Raw genomic sequence first — 23349 nt, forward strand, 5'->3', positions numbered from 1 at the left:
AAAATCCCCATTAAATCTTGATACAGGCAGCGAAATGCAAGAAGAAGCGCAAGAAGAACAGGCTCTCGGTAAACTCACCACTCGAACTCTCGCTATGCCAGCTGATACGAATGCAGCTGGGGATATATTTGGTGGCTGGGTATTATCCCAAATGGATATTGCGGCAGGCATATGTGCAGGGCAACGAGCTCAAGGGCGCGTAGTCACAGTGTCAGTAGAGAGCATGAGCTTTATCCGTCCTGTGCACGTCGGGGATATTCTAGGTTTGTATACCCGGGTTGTTAAGTTAGGGCGCACATCTATGGTGATCAACGTTGAAGCATGGGTAAGACGCGATAGAATAGGTTTGCGAGAGAAGGTCACCCAAGGACAATTTAAATTTGTTGCGATTGATGATAAAGGTGTACCGATGCCATTGCCATCAGAAGACGAATTGCCAGATTACGTGTTAGAGAATTTCTAAGTCTCTGTATAGCCAGTTGCACTGATGTAAACAGCGACAGGATCCCTGTCGCTGTGACGTCAGAAAGAAAAAGTCCTCTAACTAGAATGAATAACGAGCAGAGACACCCATAATATCGTTGTCATCGGACGTACGATAAGACACGCTCACCGCAGCTTCGGGAGTGAAGTAGTAACTGGCGCCTAAATTAAGGTACGTATCATCATCGTCGTCTAAATCGATATAGGATACGCCGCCATCTAATTCGATATTTGGTGTTACACGTGAGCGAATGCCCGCTGTTAAGCCGTATCCATTTTCATCATAATCCTCTAGTTCAGCTTCTTCATAACTGACTACACCGTATACATCCGTATTACTTGATGCTGCCATACGATAACCAATACCTAAACTAAGCTGGTTAAAGTCAATATCACTGTTGTTGATTTCATCAGAGGTGTCTGTGTACGAGCCATTCACAAAAACATTTTTACCTACCAATGCAGAACCAGAAACTTTGAAGCCATCTGGCTCGTAGTCGCTGTTGTCTACATCAATCTTTGCATAACCGCCTTCAACATAGTTGAAGTCAGGAGAGGCTGCGTAAGCAGTAGGAACGGAAATAACGGTCGCTGCTAATAAAGCAATTTTTGAAGCTTTCATTGAAATTCCTTAATAAAAATTAACTGAGTGAGCAACAAAAGTAGTGGATTAGAGACACCTAATCAGACAATAAAAACTACTTCTGTCCTGCGCTTAATAGATGATGTTAAGCAGCTGATTTTCAATAGAAAACGTTGTAATTTTTTAGATGTTTTTTTAGTATCTAAACGTGAAGAATTGTTAAGGGATATGTAACGCTCGATTTTTCAATTAGTTGTGAACCTAAGCTGGCGTTAAACCCGAACGTACAGCGTTTTAATCATCGGGAATTTAAGGAAGAAAAAATGAAAAAATATATGTTGATACTGCCTTTAGTGTGCGGTCTTTCCGCTTGCGGTACACCGTCAGTAGAGGATTTGGTCGATGATCCTGAACTGTTAAGCGAAGTACTCGCAACGTGCACAGAGAAACTCATGAAAGGTGAAGAAGTGAAAACCGAAGAGTGCCAAAATGCCACTGAAGCACAGAAGCAAATTCTGAATAATGTGATGAAAGGTTTACTTGGTAACTAAACTGCTTCGAAATATTGTTAAGTTGTACAAACGCCCAGCGATGAAAACACATCGCTGGGCGTTTTTTTATCATCTTGCATTATCAAGCGTCTGCAGATGAGAGGGCAAGAATTAAAGCTTGCTGTTTATAGCTTCGATTAGCGAGTGAATACGCTCAGCATTTTTACCCAAATCGCTTTTACCTACGCGGGATTTACTGCGTACATCAAGGAAGCTTTCTTCGCCTGTGGTACGAATACGTACAACAACGTCATCTTTAAAACCGAACCAGCCAGTGGTATCTGTTGCTTCAACAAGCCCTAGTGATTTGTCTGAGTTGACTAATTCCCAACCCAAATCATTGATCGCAGCTTGTGTTGCATCAAACAACTGTTCGGTGCTTTGGCTATATTTTTGCGTTGTCAGTTCTGGGTAAGCGTCACGCTGCTGTTTAGCGGTTTCTTCACCTGCATACTCGACCGGGTTAGGCGCGTCTGCACGCAAAGCAACAATTGCTACAAACTTAGGTGGGTTAACCAAATCTGTAGAAATATCATGAATTGGTGGGACTGATTTCGCTTTACTCATCATGCTCATAGGTAAACCAACAGCGATTAATGCCAACACCGCTGACACAGCAACACCTGCCCAGCTAATATTTTTACGCATAAAAATAATCTGGATAAGGATCAAAACTAATGCTGCGATACCGGCGTATACACCGAAGCGTAATGCAGCAAAAGCAGTGCCTAACTCGAGTATACCAAATTTGTAAAGGGGGCCAGGAAGGGCGACAAGCAAAATAGCCAGGAAGCTAACTAAGCTAACCAAGGTCTTCATAGGGTGTTCTCCGTTGTTATTATAGTACCGTAAATTTATGAACTCATGATATATGAACAACCTAATACTATCAGTAACAGTTTTTGGACTTAACTTTCTAATAAATATTAAAGTGGATAAGTATGCAAAATGAAGCCTGGTTGCGGATGGGCACCTTTATATTAGTGTTGGCCGTCATGATGATTTGGGAAGCACTATTGCCAAATCGGGTGTCACCTGTCGCGCGCTACAAACGCTGGTCGAGTAATTTTTTCTTGGTTCTTTGCGGCGCGCTAACCGGCAGGTTATTGGCACCAGCAGGCCTAGCTGTCGTGGCAATTTATGCTGATGAGCGGCAATTCGGCGTATTGAATATATTGCCTGTGCCTGAATGGGCGGCTGTTACCTTAGCGGTTATCGCCCTTGATTGCCTGATTTATTGGCAGCACCGCGTTTTTCATCGGGTGCCATTGTTGTGGCGTTTACATCGGGTACATCATGCTGACCCCCACCTCGATGCATCAACAGGCTTACGTTTTCACCCTATCGAAATTGCCTTGAGTTTATTGGTTAAGGGACTTGGTATCCTTTTATTAGGTGTGCCGGTCATAGCCATTTTAGTTTTTGAGATTGTGCTCAATGCCAGTGCTATTTTTAATCACAGCAACATAAAGCTGCCCAACTGGTTGGAAACGCCGTTGCGAAAGGTGATTGTGACTCAAGCCATGCATCGCATTCATCATAGCCAGGTAGTAAAGGAAACCGATAGTAATTTTGGTTTTTGTTTGTCTGTTTGGGATCGACTATTCCACAGCTACACACGCCAAGCTAAAGCCGGTGATGACGGCTTAACGCTTGGCTTAAATGAGTACGACAAAGAAAGTAATAATACGGGCATCGGTACCGTACTCATGATGCCATTTAGACACACACCTGAAAAAGAGCGTTGCCAAAAAGAGCGTCGCCAAAAAGAGCGCCGCTAAAAAGAGCTAGCTGTCTTTAGTGGCCACTAAGGTGTGATAACCCACCCAAATTCGAATGATCGCGGTAAGCCAGCAGATTGCAGCAAATACCGATGCTATCAATACAAATTGACTCGGGAATAAGCAAAATAAGCACAGCACTAGAATGGTTTCAAAGCCTTCTGCTAAACCGCCCATGTAGTGCAAGCTTTTCTGTGGGTAGTTAGGGCTGTCGATGCCATGTTTGCTGGCCATAATGGCAAAGGCCAAAAAGCTGCCACCTGTGCCCATAAATGACAGCATCAAAAAGCTGCCAGCTATGGCGTTGTCCACCGGGTTGGCGCAGACAAAAGCGAACACGATGGCTGAATAGAATATGAAATCTAAGGTGATATCCAAAAAGCCCCCAGCGTCTGAAGGGGATGTCTCTCTGGCGATTGCGCCGTCTAATCCGTCGCCCAGGCGATTTAGTAAGATCAAGCACAACGCCAGTACATATTGACCATAAATAATGGCCGGCACCGCAAGTATGCCAATAACAAAGCCGGCTACTGTCACCGAATCGGCGGTTGCTCCGCGTTTGATTAATTGTTTGGCCGCACTGCACAGAGGCTTTTTCAACAGTTTATTTAAAATAGGGTCTAGCATGCTTTACCTTATGTTTATGGGCCGCTAGAGGGCAGACCCATAGAGTCGAGTATACGTTATTAGTTGCGCTTAGCGTGTGATGCGCTTTGAAAGTATGCCCCTAAATCTATATGTTGAGCATGAGCAGGAATATTGTCGATATCGTGACTCACCATGATGCTAGGCACTCCTTGCTGTTGCAGTTGCTCAAATGCCCACTGACTTACCTTAGCATTCGTGTTTGGGTCAAGTGCAGCGAAGGGTTCATCCATCAATAAGGCTTGCGGTTGATTCGCTAGCGCACGCACCAAGCCAACGCGAGAGCGCTCGCCACCACTTAATTGATCGCTGAAATGTTCAGCCACATAACCCAGCTCAATCTTATCGAGCATATTTATCGCGGTTTTACGGCGCTGCTGTTTATTCTGTTTTTTACCTTGCTGATTTTTACCCGCTGCGGGTAGTGCAAAGCAGATATTGTCTACCACATTCAAATGCGGAAAAAGATGCACGTCTTGCATTAATAAACCGATGCCACGCTGCTCAACGTTCAGGTCGTTAATCGCTTGTTCGTTCAGGATAATTTCACCACTGATGTTGGCATGCTGAATCTTATCACCTAACAACCAGTGCAAAAATGTCGACTTGCCCATACCGCTTGGGCCAGTAAGCACCAGTAACTCACCTTGCTCGAGTGTTATATCGGGCAAGGAAATCTGCCCACTAACGGTGTTTATTTGGCAATTATTGATGCGCAGCATCGTAACTTCCTCGAAGACGTTGAGCCAGCACACTGGCGATGAAAAAGGCTACAAACGGCAGTAAAGCTTGCACTAACAGGTAGACCGCCGTGATGCTTTGCTCGTTTCCTGAAGCAATTGCGACTGCCTCAGTGGTGATGGTGGATACTCGCCCGGCTCCCATCATTAGGGTGGGAATGTATTGCGCAACACTGACCGAAAACGCGATGGCTAATGCGCTTATCAGAGCAGGGCGAAGCAACATGAAACGTACTTGCCACCAACGTTGCCAATAAGAATAGCCGAAACTGGCAGCAACCAACTCATAATGCCGATCCAGACTTTGAAACGGCCCGCGAAGCACTAAGTAGCTGTAAGCAAAGGTGAAGGGTAAATGCGAGAGGACTATCCAAGCCGTATTGTAACTCGCGCTCATATCGGTGTGAGCAATTTGCCACCCGTACACCATGCTTAGCTGGGGCAATAGTATTGCCAGTAACCACATATAATCGGGTAAATAGCGTTTGCTTTGTCGCTGCAGCTCTAGGGCAATTACGGTCATTGCCACACCCACAATACTGCTAAAAAAAGCAATGTTTAAGCTGTTCAGCAATGGCGCTTGCATGAAAAACCATTCATCTTGCCATAACGCGGTAGACCAACTCGTTGCGTTAAAGGGACTTTGCGTATTCCAGCCTAAGGACCACAGTAAAAAGGTGAGTAATATCACTAAGGTTAATAAACTAAAAAGCCCCAACCACGCAGTGAATACCCGAGCAAAGCGAGTGATTTTCAATGGGTTGGCCATAATGGCAAGCGTGCGAATTCGCTTTATGGCGAACCATTCATGAGTATAAATAGCCGCGACTAACACGCCAAGCATGACCAATAAAAGCAGATTGCCAAGAAAGGCCATTGCTTGCTCAGCTGCGGTGAAGCCAGTTTGCCAGTTATATAATACGACCGCGTAAAGTTCGGGAATATTGGGGCCAATCAGTAGGCTAACGTCCAGTACCGACAAGGTAAAAGCCATCGCTGCAAGTAAGGCTAACCGAGACTGCTTTAATACGGTAGGGAACACCAACAACCACCAACTGGCACTTTCACTGTAGCCAAGTGCTCGACCTTGTAATAACCAATCTTTAATCGCCAGCTGGCGACCCAGAGCGCTGAATATAAATAAAAAGAAGGGCACTTCTTTTATGCTGATAGCAATTAACATGGTCAACATACTTTTACGTCCAACGCCAAGCCACTCAGGTGGTGTGCTCCCAGCGAGCTCCCAAAGTGCACTCCACAACATTCCCCCTGAACTAAAGAGGTAGACTATGCCTAGAGCTACCGCTAAATGAGGGAGTGACAGCAAAGGGGCGAGGCGTTGCTCTAAGGCTTGCCAGCGGGGGTTAAAACGATACTGGCTGTATACGGTAAATGCCACATACAGCGCAATGATCGGCGCGAGGAATGAAAGCAGCAGAGAACTTAAAACTGATGACAGGAGGCCGTTGTAAGCAAAAAATACGCTAACGTGCTCCCATGAAATTGGCGGCGAGAGCCATAAGCCCAGCACGATACCAAAAACGGGCAGCCCTGCGACTAATGCAACAAGCAGCCAGCCAACAACAAGGGTTAAGCGCCGTATCTTTGTTGCCATGTATCTTCAATGATTTGTTGCCAAGAACTGTGTAATTCTTGCTGAGAGGGTAATGTTGAGGCTTTATCCAGTAATGGCGTTATGACTGCAGGGTCCCCCCAGGTACCATTAAGCTTGCGCTCTTGGGCTAACTCGCTCAATAGAAAATGGATCACCACTTTCGCGCCTGCTGGACTTTGCGCCCCTTTGGGAATGGCAAGGTTATGGCTGTTAGTAATAGCGCCGCCCGCAAAGTACACACGTTTTGCAGATTGAGGAATACGCATTTCATCTTGCTCTTTGCTTATTTGATTGGGGTTAAAACTAACGGCGATTGTCTGTTGATCTTGTTGAAAAAGTGCCAGTTGCTCTGTGTTTGAGCTAGGGAATGCACTGCCTTTTTGCCATAATAGTGGGTGCAGTTTATCAAGGTAATCCCATAATGCAGGCAGCAACTGCTGCTGGGATTCAGGTGTAGCAAGCTCGAATAAACGTTTATCATTATGACTAAGCGCCACTAAAAGCTGTTTCAAAAAAGTAGTGCCATGAAATTCAGGCGGGCGCGGGTAACTCATGCGGCCGGGTTGTTGCTTCGCTGCGCTAAGAATATCAACTGGGGTAACGCTTATCTGAGCAAAGACGTTTTCATTGGCAATAATATTGAATTGCCCTACGCCCCAAGGTATTTCGAAGCCATCCATAGGGACACCAAAGTCGTTGCGCAACGACAGCTGCTCAGTAGCCAGCAGCGCACTATTGGGGACAGCGTTTGTCAGCCCCCCTAATAACAATTCTTGTTCTTTTAGGTAGCTAAAGTTTTCACCATTTATCCACAGCAAATCGATAGCACTTTTGCTGCCATCTTCTGCTTTTAACCTACTAACCGCTTCGCTGATATCGGCTACTTTAACGTGACGCAAACGTACCTTATATCGACTGGCAATTTCCCGGGCTGCCCAGCGTAAATAGTCATTGACGGGTTTTGAACCACCCCAAGCATAAAAGTACACTGTGTCGCCGCGGGCAGTGGCTAAGGTTTGCTGCCACTGCTTGCTGCTTTCGCGCGGGCTAGCTTGATTACCCTTAAGGTCGTTTAACGCGTCATTTCCCATCGCCACAGATGGCGCTGCCAAGGCTGCCAATAGCAGTACTATCTTGGCCCCAACAGATACTTTAAGGTGGGTAAAAAAGCGCGTCAATTTAGAAGTTAGCCACATCATTTAAACGCCAGTCGTAATCCTTGAATGTAATAGGGTAGTCAGCGCTCTTGATTAAATTGCGCTGCTCTTGTGGATTACTGTCTCCCTCGACGAGTGCATCGCTGTAGTCATTGAGCAAATCGAATAATGAATTGAAACCCTGGTCGCCTTTTTCAAAGTCGCCGCGATACCATTTAAATATTGACGATAAAGACGCTTCACCCTTTTGGCCATGTACCTTTATCTCATTGCGGCTATTGTCTGCTAAAAACAGCTGCATTTGACTATCAAGTTGGGCTGTCAACGTGGTTGCTACGAATGCCTCACTACGCAGTGGTGGGCATGACACCGCTGCACAAACTAGGGCGGCATGAATACGTGGCTCTTTAAACCATTTACGCACCATTTCGTGTTCGATATCGTCTAAGTTGTGTTTTTCATTAAACAAAGTGAAGAACTTCTTTTCCCACGGAGTGGTGAATAAACTACCTAGGTCGCGAATTGAGTCAGCATCCCCTTGCTTAAACTCTTCCCAGTTATCGACAATCAGCTTCAGGGTAAAACCATTATATGCATTGATTAGAAAGCTCAGTTGTTGCTGCTTGTCCCATCCGTCAAACTGGCTTTTACTGACAGCAGAAAATGCATTTAACGATATGTGCAAAGTATCTTTTTGTACTGATAATCGTTGATAGTCCACTCGGGTTTGCTTCTTATCGTCAGACGTTTGCACTACTTGGGTTAATAGTTGATCAAAATTAGCATAGCTGTGATCGAATTCTGCAGCGTGTAACACGAACGAAAATGAGGCAAGTAGCAAACTACCTGCCGTTAGGGTATATCGAATCAAACGTGTAACTTGGTTTGATGGAGTATGCATACACTTCCCCGTTAGATTTATTTAAATTACGGAGCGTATGTTAATAATTGCAGCACGCCCGTTATCTTATAAGTAACTTCTAAGCAATCGATGCCTTACTTGCGACGCCACGTGTGGAAGCGTTCAAGGAAGTCGAGTACTTTTTGCGGTGCGTGATCTTTCTTCCAGTTCCCTGCGACGTTTTTATTCGCTTCAGCCATAGTAGGGTAAATATGGATAGTCCCCAAAATCTTGTTTAAACCAAGGCCGTGTTTCATGGCTAAAACGAACTCTGCCAGTAATTCACCCGCATTGGCACCGACTATGGTGGCACCCAAAATCTTATCTTTACCAGGCTTAGTGAGCACTTTAACAAAACCCCGTGCATGATCGTCAGCTAATGCACGGTCAAGACCGCCAATATCGTAACGTGTGACCTCTACTTCAATGCCTTGTTGCTTAGCAGACATTTCATTTAACCCTACCGTGGCAATTTCTGGCTCCGCAAAGGTTGCCCAAGGAATAACACTGTAGTCCACCTTAAATATTTTAAAGGGTCTAAATAACGCGTTGACCGCTGCATACCAAGCTTGGTGACTGGCGGTGTGAGTAAACTGATAAGGCCCGGCGACATCGCCTGCCGCCAAAATATTTGGGTACTTGGTTTGTAAAAAGTCATTGGTGATAACAGTACGGTCAGTCTCGATACCAAGTTTTTCTAAACCGAAGCCCGTTAGGTTCGCTTGGCGGCCCACAGCCACCAATATCTTATCGAACGGGATACGCTCTTCTTTACCTTCAAACTCAACCACTAACACATTGCCTTCGCTGGTGGTTTCAACTGCCATGGCGCTGGTGTTCAGGCGCAAGTCGATGCCGTCTTTTTCGAGTTGAATTTGTAAGTGCTTCGCTGCATCTGGGTCTTCTTTGCTCAATACTTGGTCGCCGCGTTCGATTTGCGTGACATGGGTGCCTAAACGACCAAATGCTTGAGACAGTTCGCAACCAATTGGGCCGCCGCCTAGTACTATCATACGTCTAGGCTGCTCGGTGATTTCCCAAAGGTTATCAGCGGTTAAATAGTCGATGTCTTTCAAACCTGGAATATCTGGTACAAATGCACGGGCGCCTGTGGCAATAACAATATTGCGCGTGGTTAATGATTCAACACCGTTCTCGGTTTGAATATCCACCTGCCAAGGCGACACGATGGTAGCATTACCTATGGCGACATTTACTCCCAGCGATTCATAACGCTCAACAGAATCGTGTGGCTCAATGGATTTAATCACGTTGTGAACCTTGTTCATGACCGCTTTAAAATCAATTTTTGGGGCATCATAGGTGACACCCGCGTTTTGCGAAGTGTGATGAATATGCGCTAGCTTACTGGCGTGCAATATACTTTTAGAAGGCACGCAACCCGTATTCAAACAGTCGCCGCCCATTTTATGACGCTCAACCAAGGTCACTTTAGATTTAATGGCCGCGGCAATATAAGCCGTTACCAAACCAGCCGAACCTGCACCGATAACCACTAGGTTACGATCGAATTTCTTGGGTTTTTTCCAGCCTTTGTAAACACGGCGTTGTTGCAGCGCACTTAAAATAAACTTAGCCAAAATCGGGAATATGCCTAATAGTACAAACGAAAGGATTAAATCCGTTGAGATAATGTCTGACAACTGGTTAATTTCGACTAATTGAGTACCTGCATTCACATAAACGGCAGTGCCAATCAACATGCCCAATTGGCTAACCCAGTAGTAAGTCCACGTTTTTATACCCGTCACACCCATCACTAGGTTGATGATAAAAAACGGGAAGATAGGCACTAAACGTAAGCTCAATAAGTAGAACGCACCGTCTTTTTCGATGCCTTTATCGATAGATTCTAGCTTTTTCGAGAAGGTACTTTTTACCCAATCCCGCAATAAGAAACGCGACGCTAAGAAGGCCAAGGTTGCACCAATGCTTGAAGCGAATGAGGCTAATAATAAGCCCCAGCCGAAGCCGAATAAGGCACCTGCGCCTAATGTAAGAATAGCTGCCCCAGGTACACTCAAGGCGGTGGCTGCAGCATAAATGGCCAAGTAGCCAACAAATGCGACCAACCAGTTCGCTTCAATATATTGCGCAAGATCTTGCTGATTGTTTTTAAGGCTCTCAAGTGTGAGGTATTGATTCAGGTCAAAGACAAAAAAGCTGGCGATGAGCGCAGCAATGACGATGACTAATATTGCACGTTTACTATTCATTTTGAGGTGAATCCTTAGGAGCTAGGCCTTAAAGTTGTAGGTGTAAGTTAACTGAACATTGCGTGGTAGCTCAGGGAAAACCAAGGTTGAGCCAAAATAACCGCCCTCAAATACGGGGCGCCAGTTGTTTTCATCGGTCAGGTTGCGTATTTCAAGGCGCAAGCTTGACTGATCGGTTAGGGCAACATTGGTATTAATATTAATGGTAATTTGATCACGGATTAACACAGAGGCAAGGTAATCCAGAGGATAACTTTTACTGTAAATAGCCGAGCCAGATACATCCCAGTTATCCCATATTTGATAGCCAGCACTGGCTGAAACCGTTTGTTGTGGTATACCTTGCACGCGCTCATTTGAGGGCGCAAAGCCAGCAAAATTAGGCGCACCGATACCTGTGCCTTGAATAATGTCGGGGCGCGAATTATCAAATGCGTCAGCCACTTGTTGTGAGTCTTGCGCGCTGGCTGAGTCGTCGTAACGGGCATCTAAGTAGCTGTAACCAAGATTGGCCCACAAACTACTGCCTTGATAAAAAACTTGCGCTTCAAAGCCTTTGGCGATAATGCCTGTGTTACTGCCATCGCGATTACGCAAGCTACGGGATTGCTCAAATACAGATGCATCGGCGTACCAAGGAGAGCCTACAGGTGAGAACTTCACACCCAATTCGTATAACTCGTTTTCAGTGGCAAAATTCAGTGGGTTTATTTTATTATCAGCGCCTAATACTGTTCCGCCGCCCATGCTGTTAGAGGTCGCTTCACTGTAGCTATACGTAGCATAGGTCACGATATCGTTATTGATTTTAAAGCGGGCGCTGGCTGAGCCGGAGTATAACCATTTGCTGAAGCTGTCTTCTGCCGCCACCTGACCTTGTGGTGGTAATGCATCCCGTGCGGTCACGTCATAGTGGTCAGCACGTAAGCCAACAGTGGTGCTAAATCGGCTGGTCCAGTCACTGTCTTGTTCGGCAAATAAACCCGTTTGCCACGTGGTTGAATCTGTGGTGTCGGACAATGAAAAGTCGTTGTTACCATCGCCATCGATGTCATAGTTAGCGCCCGGTGACACGAAAACCCCAGGGCGAAGTTCGACTAAGCGCGCCTGTTGGGCTTCAGTCAGAGGAATACGTCTTTGCTCTATGCTGCCAAGCAAATCGATAGGTAAGTCAGCTTCTGTCGTAAACTGACTATAGCCGAGTACGTTGTTGTACCTTAGGTCTATTCCCCAGGTGGTTTGCTGATCGCCAGACCAAGCTGAAGTCAGCTCAATCCGATTTTGCGCGGTTTTCGCCCCATCAATAATCTCGACAAAGCTGTTTTGCGCGATTTCTTCACGATCTAAATATTGAAAGTAACTGCGGTTAGTCAGAGTATGCACAGCATTTAGCTGACGCTCGTAGGTACTATGAAATACGTAAGTCTGTGCATTATTTATGTTGTCTGGGTCGGTAAGCACTGTGCTGCGAGGAATACGCACTTCGCCGGTAGGGGACACCACGGCAAAAGCGCCCGGCACTTGTGAGCCATTTGGCTGCACGCCTTGACCAGTAATATATAAACCGTTGTCGATTAGATTCTGTGTAGGGCGGTTAATGCCAGCGTTATCTGTAAACTCCACATCGTAGTATTCAAAGCTAATATCCCAGCTAGATTTATCATCTGGCAGAATTTTATAGGCAATGAATAAATCCTCGCTTTGAAATTCGGTAAAGTCGTAGTAACTGTTGTTGTCAATGTATTCAGCACTGACCCTAATACCGCTTTTACCTTCTTTGATTGTGGTATTTACGTCAACTTGGCCACGATAGTGCTCCCAACTACCTGCGCTAGCTTGCAGCTTTAAATCTGTTCCTGACAGGGTTGCGGTCTTGTTATTTAAATTAACAAAGCCCCCATTACGCTGGGTGGTGCCAAGTATGACCGAAGGCGCGCCTTTCACTACATCAATTTGCCCAACGCTGTTAAACGACAACGGGATCCCAAAACCATTGTTGCCTGCCTGACGACGCATACCCTGTTGAAATAATTCGCCTAATTGGCCGCGGATGGTTGGTAGACTAGGCGCACCAAAGCCACTGGCTGAATACGTGTTGGGCACTAAGGTGAGTACGTCTTGTAAGTCATCAATAGATAGCTGTTCTAACATGTCGCTGGAAATAGACGTTAAGGTGCGGGCTATTTCCGTTAAGTTTTTGTCTTTACCGAACGGGCCGTCGATCACTGCATTTTTAGGTGACATGATTAAAGTAGGTTGGGCAGAGCCAGTGACAGTGACGTGTTCAAGGTTATTATCTTGTTCATTACTGGTATTTGCCTCAGTACCAACTTGAGCAGGGCGACTCTGTTCTTGAGCGCTCAAAGTGAATGCCATCGCTAAGCTCGCGCTAACAAACAAGCTGTGCGGTAAAATCGACATGGTTTTTCCTTTTAAAATGATTCTGTGCCAAGAGACCTATCGGCGACAGTTTTTATTACACGAATATTCCAATGAATGGTTTTGTATTGGATTTAAGATTCAAATTTTTACGCATTACAGCCTGAATAGTTTGTTTTCATTCTAATGTATTGCCGACAATGCCTATGTTAGCGTAAATTTTCTAATTAAAAATCATAATAAACAATATGTTATAAGCTAACTAGAATGTAGGTAGAATCTAATTTTAAAGCGTGAACATTTTATTGATTGCTTAATAACCGAACTTCGAGAAATATTTTATTGTCATCATTAAACCACAATAAGAGGATATAAAATGGCATGAGCTTAGTGGATAAAGACAGCCGCTACTATCTAGCGGGTTTTTTAAATGCCTGCATTATGGCGAGTCTGATGCCTGTTCTGTCTTTATATGCATATCGTTATTTAGATACTACTGCTACTCAACTAAGCACGCTACTGGGGGGGTATGCGTTGAGCAGCATTATGTACGCGTTTCTCATTGCGCGTATTGTGGAGCAAGTTGGTAAGCATAAACATTGGCTATTAGGGATTAGTTTTTTAGCTGCAGGTGCATTGGTTGTGCTGGCTAACACGCAAAATTATCTGGTTGTATGTGTGGTGATGCTTGGCGTATTTGCCCCTTTTCATGCATCAACAGCCTTGTTAATGGGCCTAGCATTTCGTTATTTTCGTAAAACACAGATTAAGCGGGTCAACGCGAGGTTAATGGCGACAGTCAGTGCCGCTTGGGTTGTTTGTCCGAGTATGGCGTTTTACACGGTCGAGGAATTTGGTTTCTCTGTGTTTTTATATGCTCTGGCCTTAGTCATGCCCTTGCTTACTTTGATGTTTTGTACTTTACCCGCCTCAAATGAAAGAACAATTCAATCAGACGCAGAAATACATCAGCCTAGGGGACAACTGGCTGTAATAAAAAACAATGGCTTGTTAGCCCCAAAAACGAAAGTAAAAAATCGTTTAGGGCAGTACCTGCGCCTGTTACCTCCCGTACTGTTTTTCGCATTGCTCAGTTTCGCGATAAATTTATACCAACATATCTTGCCAGTTTATTTTGTGGAACAAGCACTGCCTGTCAGTTTGGTAGGTACGCTCTTTATGTGTGCCGCTATTGCTGAAATTGTGTTAATTGTTCGTTGTGTAAATCTATTGTCTCGCTTTACGTATTTTCAGTTATTCATCATTGCGAGCGTTAGTGGTATCGCGTTCTTTTTATTGCTTCCACTTAACCAAAGCATGACTTATTTATTCTTGATTCAGGTACTAAAGGCGCTGATGTACGGCTTAATGGCTGGATTAGGGGTTAATCTATTACAGCATTTGTTGCCTAACGAACCGACCTTCGGCGCCACTTTGTATCAAAACGCTTTTGCCGTGGGGATGCTATTCGCTGGGTTTGCCGCGGGTAAAACCATTGAGCTTATGCCGCCTAACTGGCTATTTAGCATCAGTGCGATGGTGACGTTGCTGTGCTTACTTATTCTTCTGGCCACCAAGCGTGCGTTTAGTATCACAAGACTACCTCATGTTGAGAATACTAAGGGCTAATGCTAATGCGATTACGCCCGTCAGATTTTGCTCGATACAATGCGGTATCCGAAGCGCAAATGAGAGCTTCGGATGTGCGAAATTGCCCTCCTAGCTCGGTGGCAATTCCTTGGCTCACACTGACTCTAAAACTGGACGGTAGACCCAAATCGCTAAAATTTAGAGTGTTTATTTGCTGTTGAATGTCTTTTGCTACTATTTCAGCACTAACAGAGCGCAAGCGCGGCAAAATGACTGCAAACTCTTCACCACCATAGCGCGCCGCTAAACTGTCATTTGACGGTAGGCACTGCTCAATCGTTCTGGCTATCTTCTGCAGACACTTATCGCCATTGACGTGTCCAAATTGGTCGTTGAACAATTTGAAATAATCTACATCGATAAGAATAAGACTAATGGCTTGTTCGGTATTAACGCAATCTAGCCAACTCTTTTGTAATGTTTTTTCGAGATTGTGGCGGTTTGCGAGCCCAGTTAAGTGATCTGTCGAGGCAAGTCGTCTTAGCTCACTGTATTCACTTTTATGTTTGGTCAGGTTATGCATAACACCGACGAACAAAGGAGTTGAAGCCGTTAAGGATGTTGGCAGGCATGACACTGATAAATCTGCCTCTAGCCAAGTATTATCGTGTCGGTTGATCAGTACCTCTTTAGGACCATGATTTAACGGTAGGCCTGAGGTTTTATTCCAATTGATAAACAAATATTCATATTGCTCACGATAACGCTCATGTAAAAACTGAAACCACTTTTGCCCTATTAGTGCTTCTTGGGGGGCGCCGAAAAACTTGGCTGCTAAAGGGTTTATTACCTCGATTACGCCATCTCCATTAACGATAAATATCGCTTCAGCAATGACGTTAACCATTTTGCTAAAGGCATGCATTTTTTCATTGAGTAATGGTAAAGAGAGCGCTTCTAACAATGATGAGCTATTTACTTTTTTGTTTTTTGGTTGGTTTGCATCCGGCATTGAGTGTCCTTTCAACTGTTCTCGTTGATTTATAGTGGGGACACTGTATTAAACTAAAGTCTCTAATACCTTCTGCTAACCTTCTGTTTGTAAGTATATGTTTTTTAATGGTTAAATTATTTTGCGTCACGGGGGAGCAAAACAATTAATGACGATTCACGATGAGATTTTTTGCATGTTAAATACCCGTCATACAAAAACGCGCTATAAATAGCGCGCTTAATCAATGACTCGAAAGTTTAGCCAGAGAGCATTCTCACGCTTACCCTGAATAAAGACAGGGTCACAAAAATAGGTTTTTAATCAGTGAGATGAAAAGCAAAATAAGAACGTAAGGTGAAGCCCCAATTGTTTATTGCAACTTGTGATTACGTTGGCGTATTGCGGTAAAACTAAAGTAGCACTTCAGTGCATAGGCACTCACGATCGGTATGCATATTACGCTAGCAACCGTAAACAAAATGTCACCCAGTGTTCCAAAAAATATACTTTGACTGACGTAACCCAATGCGCAAAGTAAAGCGATATGTAAAAGTAAGAAAGTTTTCATGTGAGCTCCTTTTGTATCTTAGTAAGCGTGGCGGCTGCTACTTACTAAAACTCAATGTGTAAATGCTGCGTTAATCGACGTTAATACTCTATACCCAGCACTTATCTATAACCTTCCGCTACTCTTCTGATTGTAACGTTATGATTTTCAGCAAGTATTTCTGATGAAGTTGTTGCGATTCACATGTCATCGGAATAGCTAAATGGGATAACTAAATATAGTGCTAAGTTATTCGCTCTAACCTATGACGGCGAATAGCAGGCAAGTTAGAGCGAGTGACAAGTGCAAGAGCGGTAATGTAGAAGCAGGAATATGGGCTTTTGTGAGGTATAGGATGTTTATTGTTACCGTCAGTGCGTATGCGAATTCGCGGCCACACCAGGCCGACGCAGTCGTGTTAGTGACTTGTGGTGCTTACTAATCTTTAATCTTCAATTAAGATTGTTACTAGTGGATCTTTCACAGCTATATAGATAAAAGAGCTTAAGTTGCTATTTTAGTTCCTAAAATAGCGATAGATAACAGATATAGAACGATACCTATGCGTGTCGTGACGTTTGTGTTTACCAAACAAGATGTTTGCTAAGTAATGTTTGCTAAGTAAAGCAGCGTACTAAAAAGCATAATCTACAGCTGACAGATCTTATTCGATCGGCTTTTGATAATTTCAAATCAATTGATCCGGTGTAAAAAGCACCAGATAGACCTTATTCTAAACGTATTGGTTGATTAGTAAGCAGTTGAACATTTTTTTGAAATAAACACTTGCGATCAAAAAAGGGATCTCTATAATGCGCCTCTCGCTTCGGGACAGCCGCTAAAACAGCTGCACCGACACTGGTTTTCACCAGGTGATGTAAGCCTTTTATAAAGACTTTAATCAGCGTGATGTAAGGCGGTTTAGTTTGGTTTTTCAGTTTGTGATTTACGTCAAAAATTGATTCGAAATTAAATGAAAATAACACCTTGACATCGAAACTTGAGAGCGTATTATACGCCTCCCGCTTAAGAGGGTCCACGGACAGCATCTTAAGCCGCTTCCAAGGAAGCACGCTACTTCGGTAGCACTGTTCTTTAACAATTAATAACAAAACAATCTGTGTGGGCACTCACTTGATGAGTGTCTACCAAAAAAATTCATGTTCGATAAATATTTAATTGAAGAGTTTGATCATGGCTCAGATTGAACGCTGGCGGCAGGCCTAACACATGCAAGTCGAACGGTAACATTTCTAGCTTGCTAGAAGATGACGAGTGGCGGACGGGTGAGTAATACTTAGGAATATGCCTTTGTGTGGGGGATAACTATTGGAAACGATAGCTAATACCGCATAACGTCTTCGGACCAAAGGGGGCTCCGGCTCCCGCGCAAAGAGTAGCCTAAGCGAGATTAGCTTGTTGGTGAGGTAAAGGCTCACCAAGGCGACGATCTCTAGCTGTTCTGAGAGGAAGATCAGCCACACTGGAACTGAGACACGGTCCAGACTCCTACGGGAGGCAGCAGTGGGGAATATTGCACAATGGGGGAAACCCTGATGCAGCCATGCCGCGTGTGTGAAGAAGGCCTTCGGGTTGTAAAGCACTTTCAGTTGTGAGGAAAGGTTAACGGTTAATACCCGTTAGCTGTGACGTTAGCAACAGAAGAAGGACCGGCTAACTCCGTGCCAGCAGCCGCGGTAATACGGAGGGTCCGAGCGTTAATCGGAATTACTGGGCGTAAAGCGCACGCAGGCGGTTTGTTAAGCTAGATGTGAAAGCCCTGGGCTCAACCTGGGAATTGCATTTAGAACTGGCAGGCTAGAGTTTTGGAGAGGGGAGTGGAATTCCAGGTGTAGCGGTGAAATGCGTAGATATCTGGAGGAACATCAGTGGCGAAGGCGACTCCCTGGTCAGTAACTGACGCTCATGTGCGAAAGTGTGGGTAGCGAACAGGATTAGATACCCTGGTAGTCCACACCGTAAACGCTGTCTACTAGCTGTTTGTGGATTTAATCCGTGAGTAGCGAAGCTAACGCGATAAGTAGACCGCCTGGGGAGTACGGCCGCAAGGTTAAAACTCAAATGAATTGACGGGGGCCCGCACAAGCGGTGGAGCATGTGGTTTAATTCGATGCAACGCGAAGAACCTTACCTACTCTTGACATACTAGAAACTTTTCAGAGATGAATTGGTGCCTTCGGGAATCTAGATACAGGTGCTGCATGGCTGTCGTCAGCTCGTGTCGTGAGATGTTGGGTTAAGTCCCGCAACGAGCGCAACCCCTGTCCTTAGTTGCCAGCCTTAAGTTGGGCACTCTAAGGAGACTGCCGGTGACAAACCGGAGGAAGGTGGGGACGACGTCAAGTCATCATGGCCCTTACGAGTAGGGCTACACACGTGCTACAATGGCGAGTACAGAGGGAAGCAAACTTGCGAGAGTAAGCGGATCCCTTAAAGCTCGTCGTAGTCCGGATTGGAGTCTGCAACTCGACTCCATGAAGTCGGAATCGCTAGTAATCGCAAATCAGAATGTTGCGGTGAATACGTTCCCGGGCCTTGTACACACCGCCCGTCACACCATGGGAGTGGGTTGCAAAAGAAGTAGCTAGTTTAACCTTCGGGAGGACGGTTACCACTTTGTGATTCATGACTGGGGTGAAGTCGTAACAAGGTAACCCTAGGGGAACCTGGGGTTGGATCACCTCCTTACTATTAGGTTAGGCCTCATCAGGCTGAGTGTTCACACAGATTGTTTTGTTGTTAGTAAAGAAGAACCGAGAGACTCTTTAAAAAGACTGATGTCGATTTAAGAGGGGCTATAGCTCAGCTGGGAGAGCGCCTGCCTTGCACGCAGGAGGTCAGCAGTTCGATCCTGCTTAGCTCCACCAAATTGCTTGCGCAATAATAGGCTTGTAGCTCAGCTGGTTAGAGCGCACCCCTGATAAGGGTGAGGTCGGCAGTTCAAGTCTGCCCAAGCCTACCAAATCTTTCCTACTCTGCGTTATGTAGTTCGTCGTTTAGCAGGCTAAACGTCCTCACTACATGCCTTGATTAGAAAAGATTGCAGCGGCATAGGAGACTCGGTTTTAGTAGAAAAGATTAGCCTTAATCAATGTGTACTGATTCAGTATTTATTGATTAGGGTTTTTTAAACCCTACGTGAATGCGTGCAAACGCAAACACATGTTCTTTAACAATATGGAAAGCTGATAAAAGTAATCAAAACTAAGAGAACTCTTTAAGAGCTTACTCTATCTGATTTGAAAATGAATACTTGTCACGCATGCAGAGTAGATATACTGATAACTTCGGTTATGAGTAACGTCTATACGTCAAATATTAAAGGTTATTTGGGGTTGTATGGTTAAGTGACTAAGCGTATACGGTGGATGCCTAGGCAGTTAGAGGCGATGAAGGACGTGTAAGTCTGCGAAAAGTTGTGGGGAGCCGACAAAATGCTTTGATCCACAAATGTCCGAATGGGGAAACCCACCGCTTCGGCGGTATCATGCAGTGAATACATAGCTGTATGAGGCAAACGAGGGGAACTGAAACATCTAAGTACCCTTAGGAAAAGAAATCAACCGAGATTCCCCTAGTAGCGGCGAGCGAACGGGGATTAGCCCTTAAGCTAATTATGAGCGAGTGGAAGGTGTTGGAAAGCACAGCGATACAAGGTGATAGCCCTGTACACGAACGCGAATTTTAAGTGAAATCGAGTAGGTCGGGACACGTGTTATCTTGACTGAACATGGGGGGACCATCCTCCAAGGCTAAATACTCCTAACTGACCGATAGTGAACTAGTACCGTGAGGGAAAGGCGAAAAGAACCCCTGTGAGGGGAGTGAAATAGAACCTGAAACCGTATACGTACAAGCAGTGGGAGCAGACTTGTTCTGTGACTGCGTACCTTTTGTATAATGGGTCAGCGACTTATATTTTGTAGCAAGGTTAACCGAATAGGGGAGCCGTAGCGAAAGCGAGTGTTAACTGCGCGTTTTAGTTGCAAGGTATAGACCCGAAACCCGGTGATCTAGCCATGGGCAGGTTGAAGGTTGAGTAACATCAACTGGAGGACCGAACCGACTAACGTTGAAAAGTTAGCGGATGACTTGTGGCTGGGGGTGAAAGGCCAATCAAACCGGGAGATAGCTGGTTCTCCCCGAAAGCTATTTAGGTAGCGCCTCGGACGAATACCACTGGGGGTAGAGCACTGTTAAGGCTAGGGGGTCATCCCGACTTACCAACCCTTTGCAAACTCCGAATACCAGTGAGTACTATCCGGGAGACACACGGCGGGTGCTAACGTCCGTCGTGAAGAGGGAAACAACCCAGACCGCCAGCTAAGGTCCCAAAATTATTGCTAAGTGGGAAACGATGTGGGAAGGCTAAGACAGCTAGGAGGTTGGCTTAGAAGCAGCCACCCTTTAAAGAAAGCGTAATAGCTCACTAGTCGAGTCGGCCTGCGCGGAAGATGTAACGGGGCTAAGCAATATACCGAAGCTGCGGACGCAAAGTTTACTTTGCGTGGTAGGGGAGCGTTGTGTAAGTGGCTGAAGGTGAACTGAGAGGTTTGCTGGACATATCACAAGTGCGAATGCTGACATGAGTAACGATAATGCGGGTGAAAAACCCGCACGCCGGAAGACCAAGGTTTCCTGTCCCATGCTAATCAGGGCAGGGTAAGTCGGCCCCTAAGGCGAGGCAGAAATGCGTAGTCGATGGGAAACGGATTAATATTTCCGTACTTGGTATATCAGTGATGGGGGGACGGAGAAGGTTATGCAAGCATAGCGTTGGTTGTCTATGTGAAAGTGTGTAGGGTTGAATCTTAGGTAAATCCGGGATTCTACATGCCTGAGACACGAGACGAGATTCTACGGAATTGAAGTTGCAAATACCCTGCTTCCAGGAAAAGCCTCTAAACTTATGATATATCGAACCGTACCCCAAACCGACACAGGTGGTCAGGTAGAGAATACTAAGGCGCTTGAGAGAACTCGGGTGAAGGAACTCGGCAAAATCGTACCGTAACTTCGGGAGAAGGTACGCCCCTGTTTGTGATTGAACTTGCTTCATGAGCGAATGGGGGCCGCAGTGAAAAGGTGGCTGGGACTGTTTATTAAAAACACAGCACTGTGCTAAATCGAAAGATGACGTATACGGTGTGACACCTGCCCGGTGCCGGAAGGTTAATTGATGGGGTTAGCGCAAGCGAAGCTCTTGATCGAAGCCCCGGTAAACGGCGGCCGTAACTATAACGGTCCTAAGGTAGCGAAATTCCTTGTCGGGTAAGTTCCGACCTGCACGAATGGTGTAACCATGGCCACGCTGTCTCCACCCGAGACTCAGTGAAATTGAAATCGCAGTGAAGATGCTGTGTACCCGCACCTAGACGGAAAGACCCCGTGAACCTTTACTATAGCTTGGCACTGAACATTGACCCTACATGTGTAGGATAGGTGGGAGACTTTGAAGCGTGAACGCCAGTTTGCGTGGAGTCAACCTTGAAATACCACCCTTGTACGTTTGATGTTCTAACGTTGTTCCCTTATCGGGAATGCGGACAGTGCCTGGTGGGTAGTTTGACTGGGGCGGTCTCCTCCCAAAGAGTAACGGAGGAGCACGAAGGTTGGCTAATCCTGGTCGGACATCAGGAGGTTAGTGCAATGGCATAAGCCAGCTTAACTGCGAGACAGACACGTCGAGCAGGTACGAAAGTAGGTCATAGTGATCCGGTGGTTCTGTATGGAAGGGCCATCGCTCAACGGATAAAAGGTACTCCGGGGATAACAGGCTGATACCGCCCAAGAGTTCATATCGACGGCGGTGTTTGGCACCTCGATGTCGGCTCATCACATCCTGGGGCTGAAGTCGGTCCCAAGGGTATGGCTGTTCGCCATTTAAAGTGGTACGCGAGCTGGGTTTAGAACGTCGTGAGACAGTTCGGTCCCTATCTGGTGTGGGCGTTGGATGATTGAGGGGAGCTGCTCCTAGTACGAGAGGACCGGAGTGGACGAACCGCTGGTGTTCGGGTTGTTTTGCCAAAAGCATTGCCCGGTAGCTACGTTCGGAATCGATAACCGCTGAAAGCATCTAAGCGGGAAGCGAGCCCCAAGATGAGTCATCCCTGGCAGTTTAACTGTCCTAAAGGGTTGTTGAAGACTACGACGTTGATAGGCAGGATGTGGAAGCGTTGCAAGGCGTTAAGCTAACCTGTACTAATTGCCCGTGAGGCTTAACCATACAACGCCCAAATGACTTTGGATGTTGTTTGTATGACAAGTATTAAAATCAAGAGTAAGACTAAAGAGATTTAGCGATGATTACAGCCAGACCTGCAAGGGAACGGCATCAGCTTTTACATATTAATTTATTGAGCTAAGGCTTGATAGATAACAGTTTATGTCTGGCGGCCATAGCGATGCGGCCCCACCTGATCCCATCTCGAACTCAGAAGTGAAACGCATTAGCGGCGATGGTAGTATGGGGTTTCCCCATGCGAGAGTAGCACACTGCCAGACTCCCATTTAGAATGAAGCCACCTATATCGGGTGGCTTTTTTCGTTTCTGCGCGATAGAAAAATCAACTGTAGTCGAAATCGCATTTTAAAGCTTGTTAACGAAGTAGACGCCTAGGTGTCATACATCCCTGTAGCTCAGTCCAGCCCGACATCCATGTCGGTCGTTCAAACGGCTGGAGCGGTGCTCCACAGAGCCCCGTTTTCACCCATCAAGGGCATTCGACTCTAGTGCTTTGCATGAGAGCTGAAGAACAACCCATCCCTGGTGTTGCGCACCAGCCACGCCATCCATGGCGTGTCGTTCAGTCGGGCAAAGCTGCGCTTCGCAAAAGCCTCCGCCTTCACCCCCATGCGAGAGTAGTACACCGCCAGACTCCCATTTAGAATGAAGCCACCTTAATCGGGTGGCTTTTTTCGTTTCTGCGACACAGAAAATACCAAAGGCAACCGAGACTACACCTCTAAGGTGGCTTCATCCTAAGCGCTGTCGCGCAACGCTACCCAGACATAGAGAAACCAAATCCCTCGAATGTCATGCGGGGCATCCCATGCAATAGTTGAGAAAATATTAAGCTACTCGTTGCCACTCATCCATGGGGCTACCTCCAGTGCAGCATCCAT

General features: G+C 45.7%; 16 protein-coding genes, 2 tRNA genes and 3 rRNA genes. 9 read left to right on the forward strand and 12 right to left on the reverse strand.

Annotated features, from left to right (window positions below; genetic code table 11):
• The first annotated feature begins 34 nt into the window (after positions 1-34).
• A complete protein-coding gene (locus AC0VYA_RS01880) occupies positions 35-463 on the forward strand; it encodes an acyl-CoA thioesterase (RefSeq protein WP_011573312.1) in 429 nt (142 codons plus the stop codon).
• An 81-nt stretch (positions 464-544) separates the two neighbouring features.
• Here the strand turns inward: AC0VYA_RS01880 and AC0VYA_RS01885 are convergent, their stop codons facing one another.
• Complete coding sequence (locus AC0VYA_RS01885) at positions 545-1105, reverse strand: porin family protein (protein ID WP_011573313.1); 561 nt, start codon at positions 1103-1105, stop codon at positions 545-547.
• A 284-nt stretch (positions 1106-1389) separates the two neighbouring features.
• On the opposite strand from AC0VYA_RS01885, the gene AC0VYA_RS01890 reads away from it, so the two are divergent.
• On the forward strand, positions 1390-1617 hold the full coding sequence (locus tag AC0VYA_RS01890) for an EexN family lipoprotein (protein WP_011573314.1): 228 nt from the start codon (positions 1390-1392) through the stop codon (positions 1615-1617).
• Between the two features lie 111 nt (positions 1618-1728).
• Here AC0VYA_RS01890 and AC0VYA_RS01895 read toward each other — a convergent pair whose 3' ends face one another.
• Positions 1729-2436 carry a DUF1499 domain-containing protein gene (locus AC0VYA_RS01895; protein WP_475489883.1) on the reverse strand — a complete coding sequence of 236 codons (708 nt, stop codon included), beginning with the start codon at positions 2434-2436 and terminating at the stop codon, positions 1729-1731.
• A 122-nt stretch (positions 2437-2558) separates the two neighbouring features.
• Here AC0VYA_RS01895 and AC0VYA_RS01900 point away from each other — a divergent pair, with 122 nt between their 5' ends.
• Positions 2559-3398, forward strand: a complete 840-nt coding sequence (locus AC0VYA_RS01900) for a sterol desaturase family protein (RefSeq protein WP_475489884.1) — start codon at positions 2559-2561, stop codon at positions 3396-3398.
• Positions 3399-3404: 6 nt separating this feature from the next.
• Here the strand turns inward: AC0VYA_RS01900 and AC0VYA_RS01905 are convergent, their stop codons facing one another.
• The 7 genes from AC0VYA_RS01905 to AC0VYA_RS01935 form a co-directional block, all read right to left on the reverse strand.
• Positions 3405-4025 (reverse strand): CDP-alcohol phosphatidyltransferase family protein, encoded by a 621-nt coding sequence (locus AC0VYA_RS01905; protein WP_011573317.1) that lies wholly within the window; start codon positions 4023-4025, stop codon positions 3405-3407.
• Positions 4026-4084: 59 nt separating this feature from the next.
• Positions 4085-4765 carry an ATP-binding cassette domain-containing protein gene (locus AC0VYA_RS01910; RefSeq protein WP_475489885.1) on the reverse strand — a complete coding sequence of 227 codons (681 nt, stop codon included), beginning with the start codon at positions 4763-4765 and terminating at the stop codon, positions 4085-4087.
• Positions 4749-6398, reverse strand: a complete 1650-nt coding sequence (locus AC0VYA_RS01915) for an ABC transporter permease family protein (protein WP_475489886.1) — start codon at positions 6396-6398, stop codon at positions 4749-4751. The genes AC0VYA_RS01910 and AC0VYA_RS01915 overlap by 17 nt, the downstream gene beginning before the upstream one ends.
• Positions 6374-7489, reverse strand: a complete 1116-nt coding sequence (locus AC0VYA_RS01920; protein WP_475491019.1) for an ABC transporter substrate-binding protein — start codon at positions 7487-7489, stop codon at positions 6374-6376. The genes AC0VYA_RS01915 and AC0VYA_RS01920 overlap by 25 nt, the downstream gene beginning before the upstream one ends.
• A gap of 88 nt (positions 7490-7577) precedes the next feature.
• A complete protein-coding gene (locus AC0VYA_RS01925) occupies positions 7578-8456 on the reverse strand; it encodes a DUF547 domain-containing protein (protein ID WP_475489887.1) in 879 nt (292 codons plus the stop codon).
• 95 nt (positions 8457-8551) lie between these two features.
• The gene (locus AC0VYA_RS01930; protein WP_475489888.1) at positions 8552-10693 is read right to left on the reverse strand and encodes an FAD-dependent oxidoreductase; all 2142 of its coding nucleotides are present in this window, start codon (positions 10691-10693) and stop codon (positions 8552-8554) included.
• A gap of 21 nt (positions 10694-10714) precedes the next feature.
• Positions 10715-13114: a TonB-dependent receptor gene (locus tag AC0VYA_RS01935; protein WP_475489889.1), complete on the reverse strand. Its 2400-nt coding sequence runs from the start codon at positions 13112-13114 to the stop codon at positions 10715-10717.
• Positions 13115-13453: 339 nt separating this feature from the next.
• On the opposite strand from AC0VYA_RS01935, the gene AC0VYA_RS01940 reads away from it, so the two are divergent.
• Positions 13454-14701 carry an MFS transporter gene (locus AC0VYA_RS01940; protein ID WP_475489890.1) on the forward strand — a complete coding sequence of 416 codons (1248 nt, stop codon included), beginning with the start codon at positions 13454-13456 and terminating at the stop codon, positions 14699-14701.
• Here the strand turns inward: AC0VYA_RS01940 and AC0VYA_RS01945 are convergent.
• The 3 genes from AC0VYA_RS01945 to AC0VYA_RS01955 form a co-directional block, all read right to left on the reverse strand.
• The gene (locus AC0VYA_RS01945) at positions 14691-15674 is read right to left on the reverse strand and encodes a GGDEF domain-containing protein (RefSeq protein ID WP_475489891.1); all 984 of its coding nucleotides are present in this window, start codon (positions 15672-15674) and stop codon (positions 14691-14693) included. The two genes, AC0VYA_RS01940 and AC0VYA_RS01945, sit on opposite strands and share 11 nt — an antisense overlap.
• A 352-nt stretch (positions 15675-16026) precedes the next feature.
• Positions 16027-16224: a hypothetical protein gene (locus tag AC0VYA_RS01950; RefSeq protein ID WP_041713174.1), complete on the reverse strand. Its 198-nt coding sequence runs from the start codon at positions 16222-16224 to the stop codon at positions 16027-16029.
• A 707-nt stretch (positions 16225-16931) separates the two neighbouring features.
• Positions 16932-17243, reverse strand: coding sequence for a hypothetical protein (locus AC0VYA_RS01955; RefSeq protein ID WP_475489892.1), 312 nt, complete (start codon positions 17241-17243; stop codon positions 16932-16934).
• 136 nt (positions 17244-17379) lie between these two features.
• Here AC0VYA_RS01955 and AC0VYA_RS01960 point away from each other — a divergent pair.
• From AC0VYA_RS01960 to rrf, 5 genes are all read left to right on the forward strand, one after another.
• Positions 17380-18912: ribosomal RNA gene (locus AC0VYA_RS01960) — 16S ribosomal RNA — on the forward strand.
• Positions 18913-19015: 103 nt separating this feature from the next.
• Positions 19016-19091 (forward strand) — tRNA-Ala (locus AC0VYA_RS01965).
• An 18-nt stretch (positions 19092-19109) separates the two neighbouring features.
• A tRNA-Ile gene (locus AC0VYA_RS01970) sits at positions 19110-19186 on the forward strand.
• Positions 19187-19565: 379 nt separating this feature from the next.
• A 23S ribosomal RNA gene (locus tag AC0VYA_RS01975) occupies positions 19566-22450 on the forward strand.
• 162 nt (positions 22451-22612) lie between these two features.
• Positions 22613-22728 (forward strand): 5S ribosomal RNA (gene rrf / locus AC0VYA_RS01980).
• Together the 16S, 23S and 5S rRNA genes with 2 tRNA genes alongside form the textbook arrangement of a ribosomal RNA operon.
• Positions 22729-23349: the final 621 nt, after the last annotated feature.

Source organism: Paraglaciecola sp. QJM3NY_14, assembly GCF_056173245.1.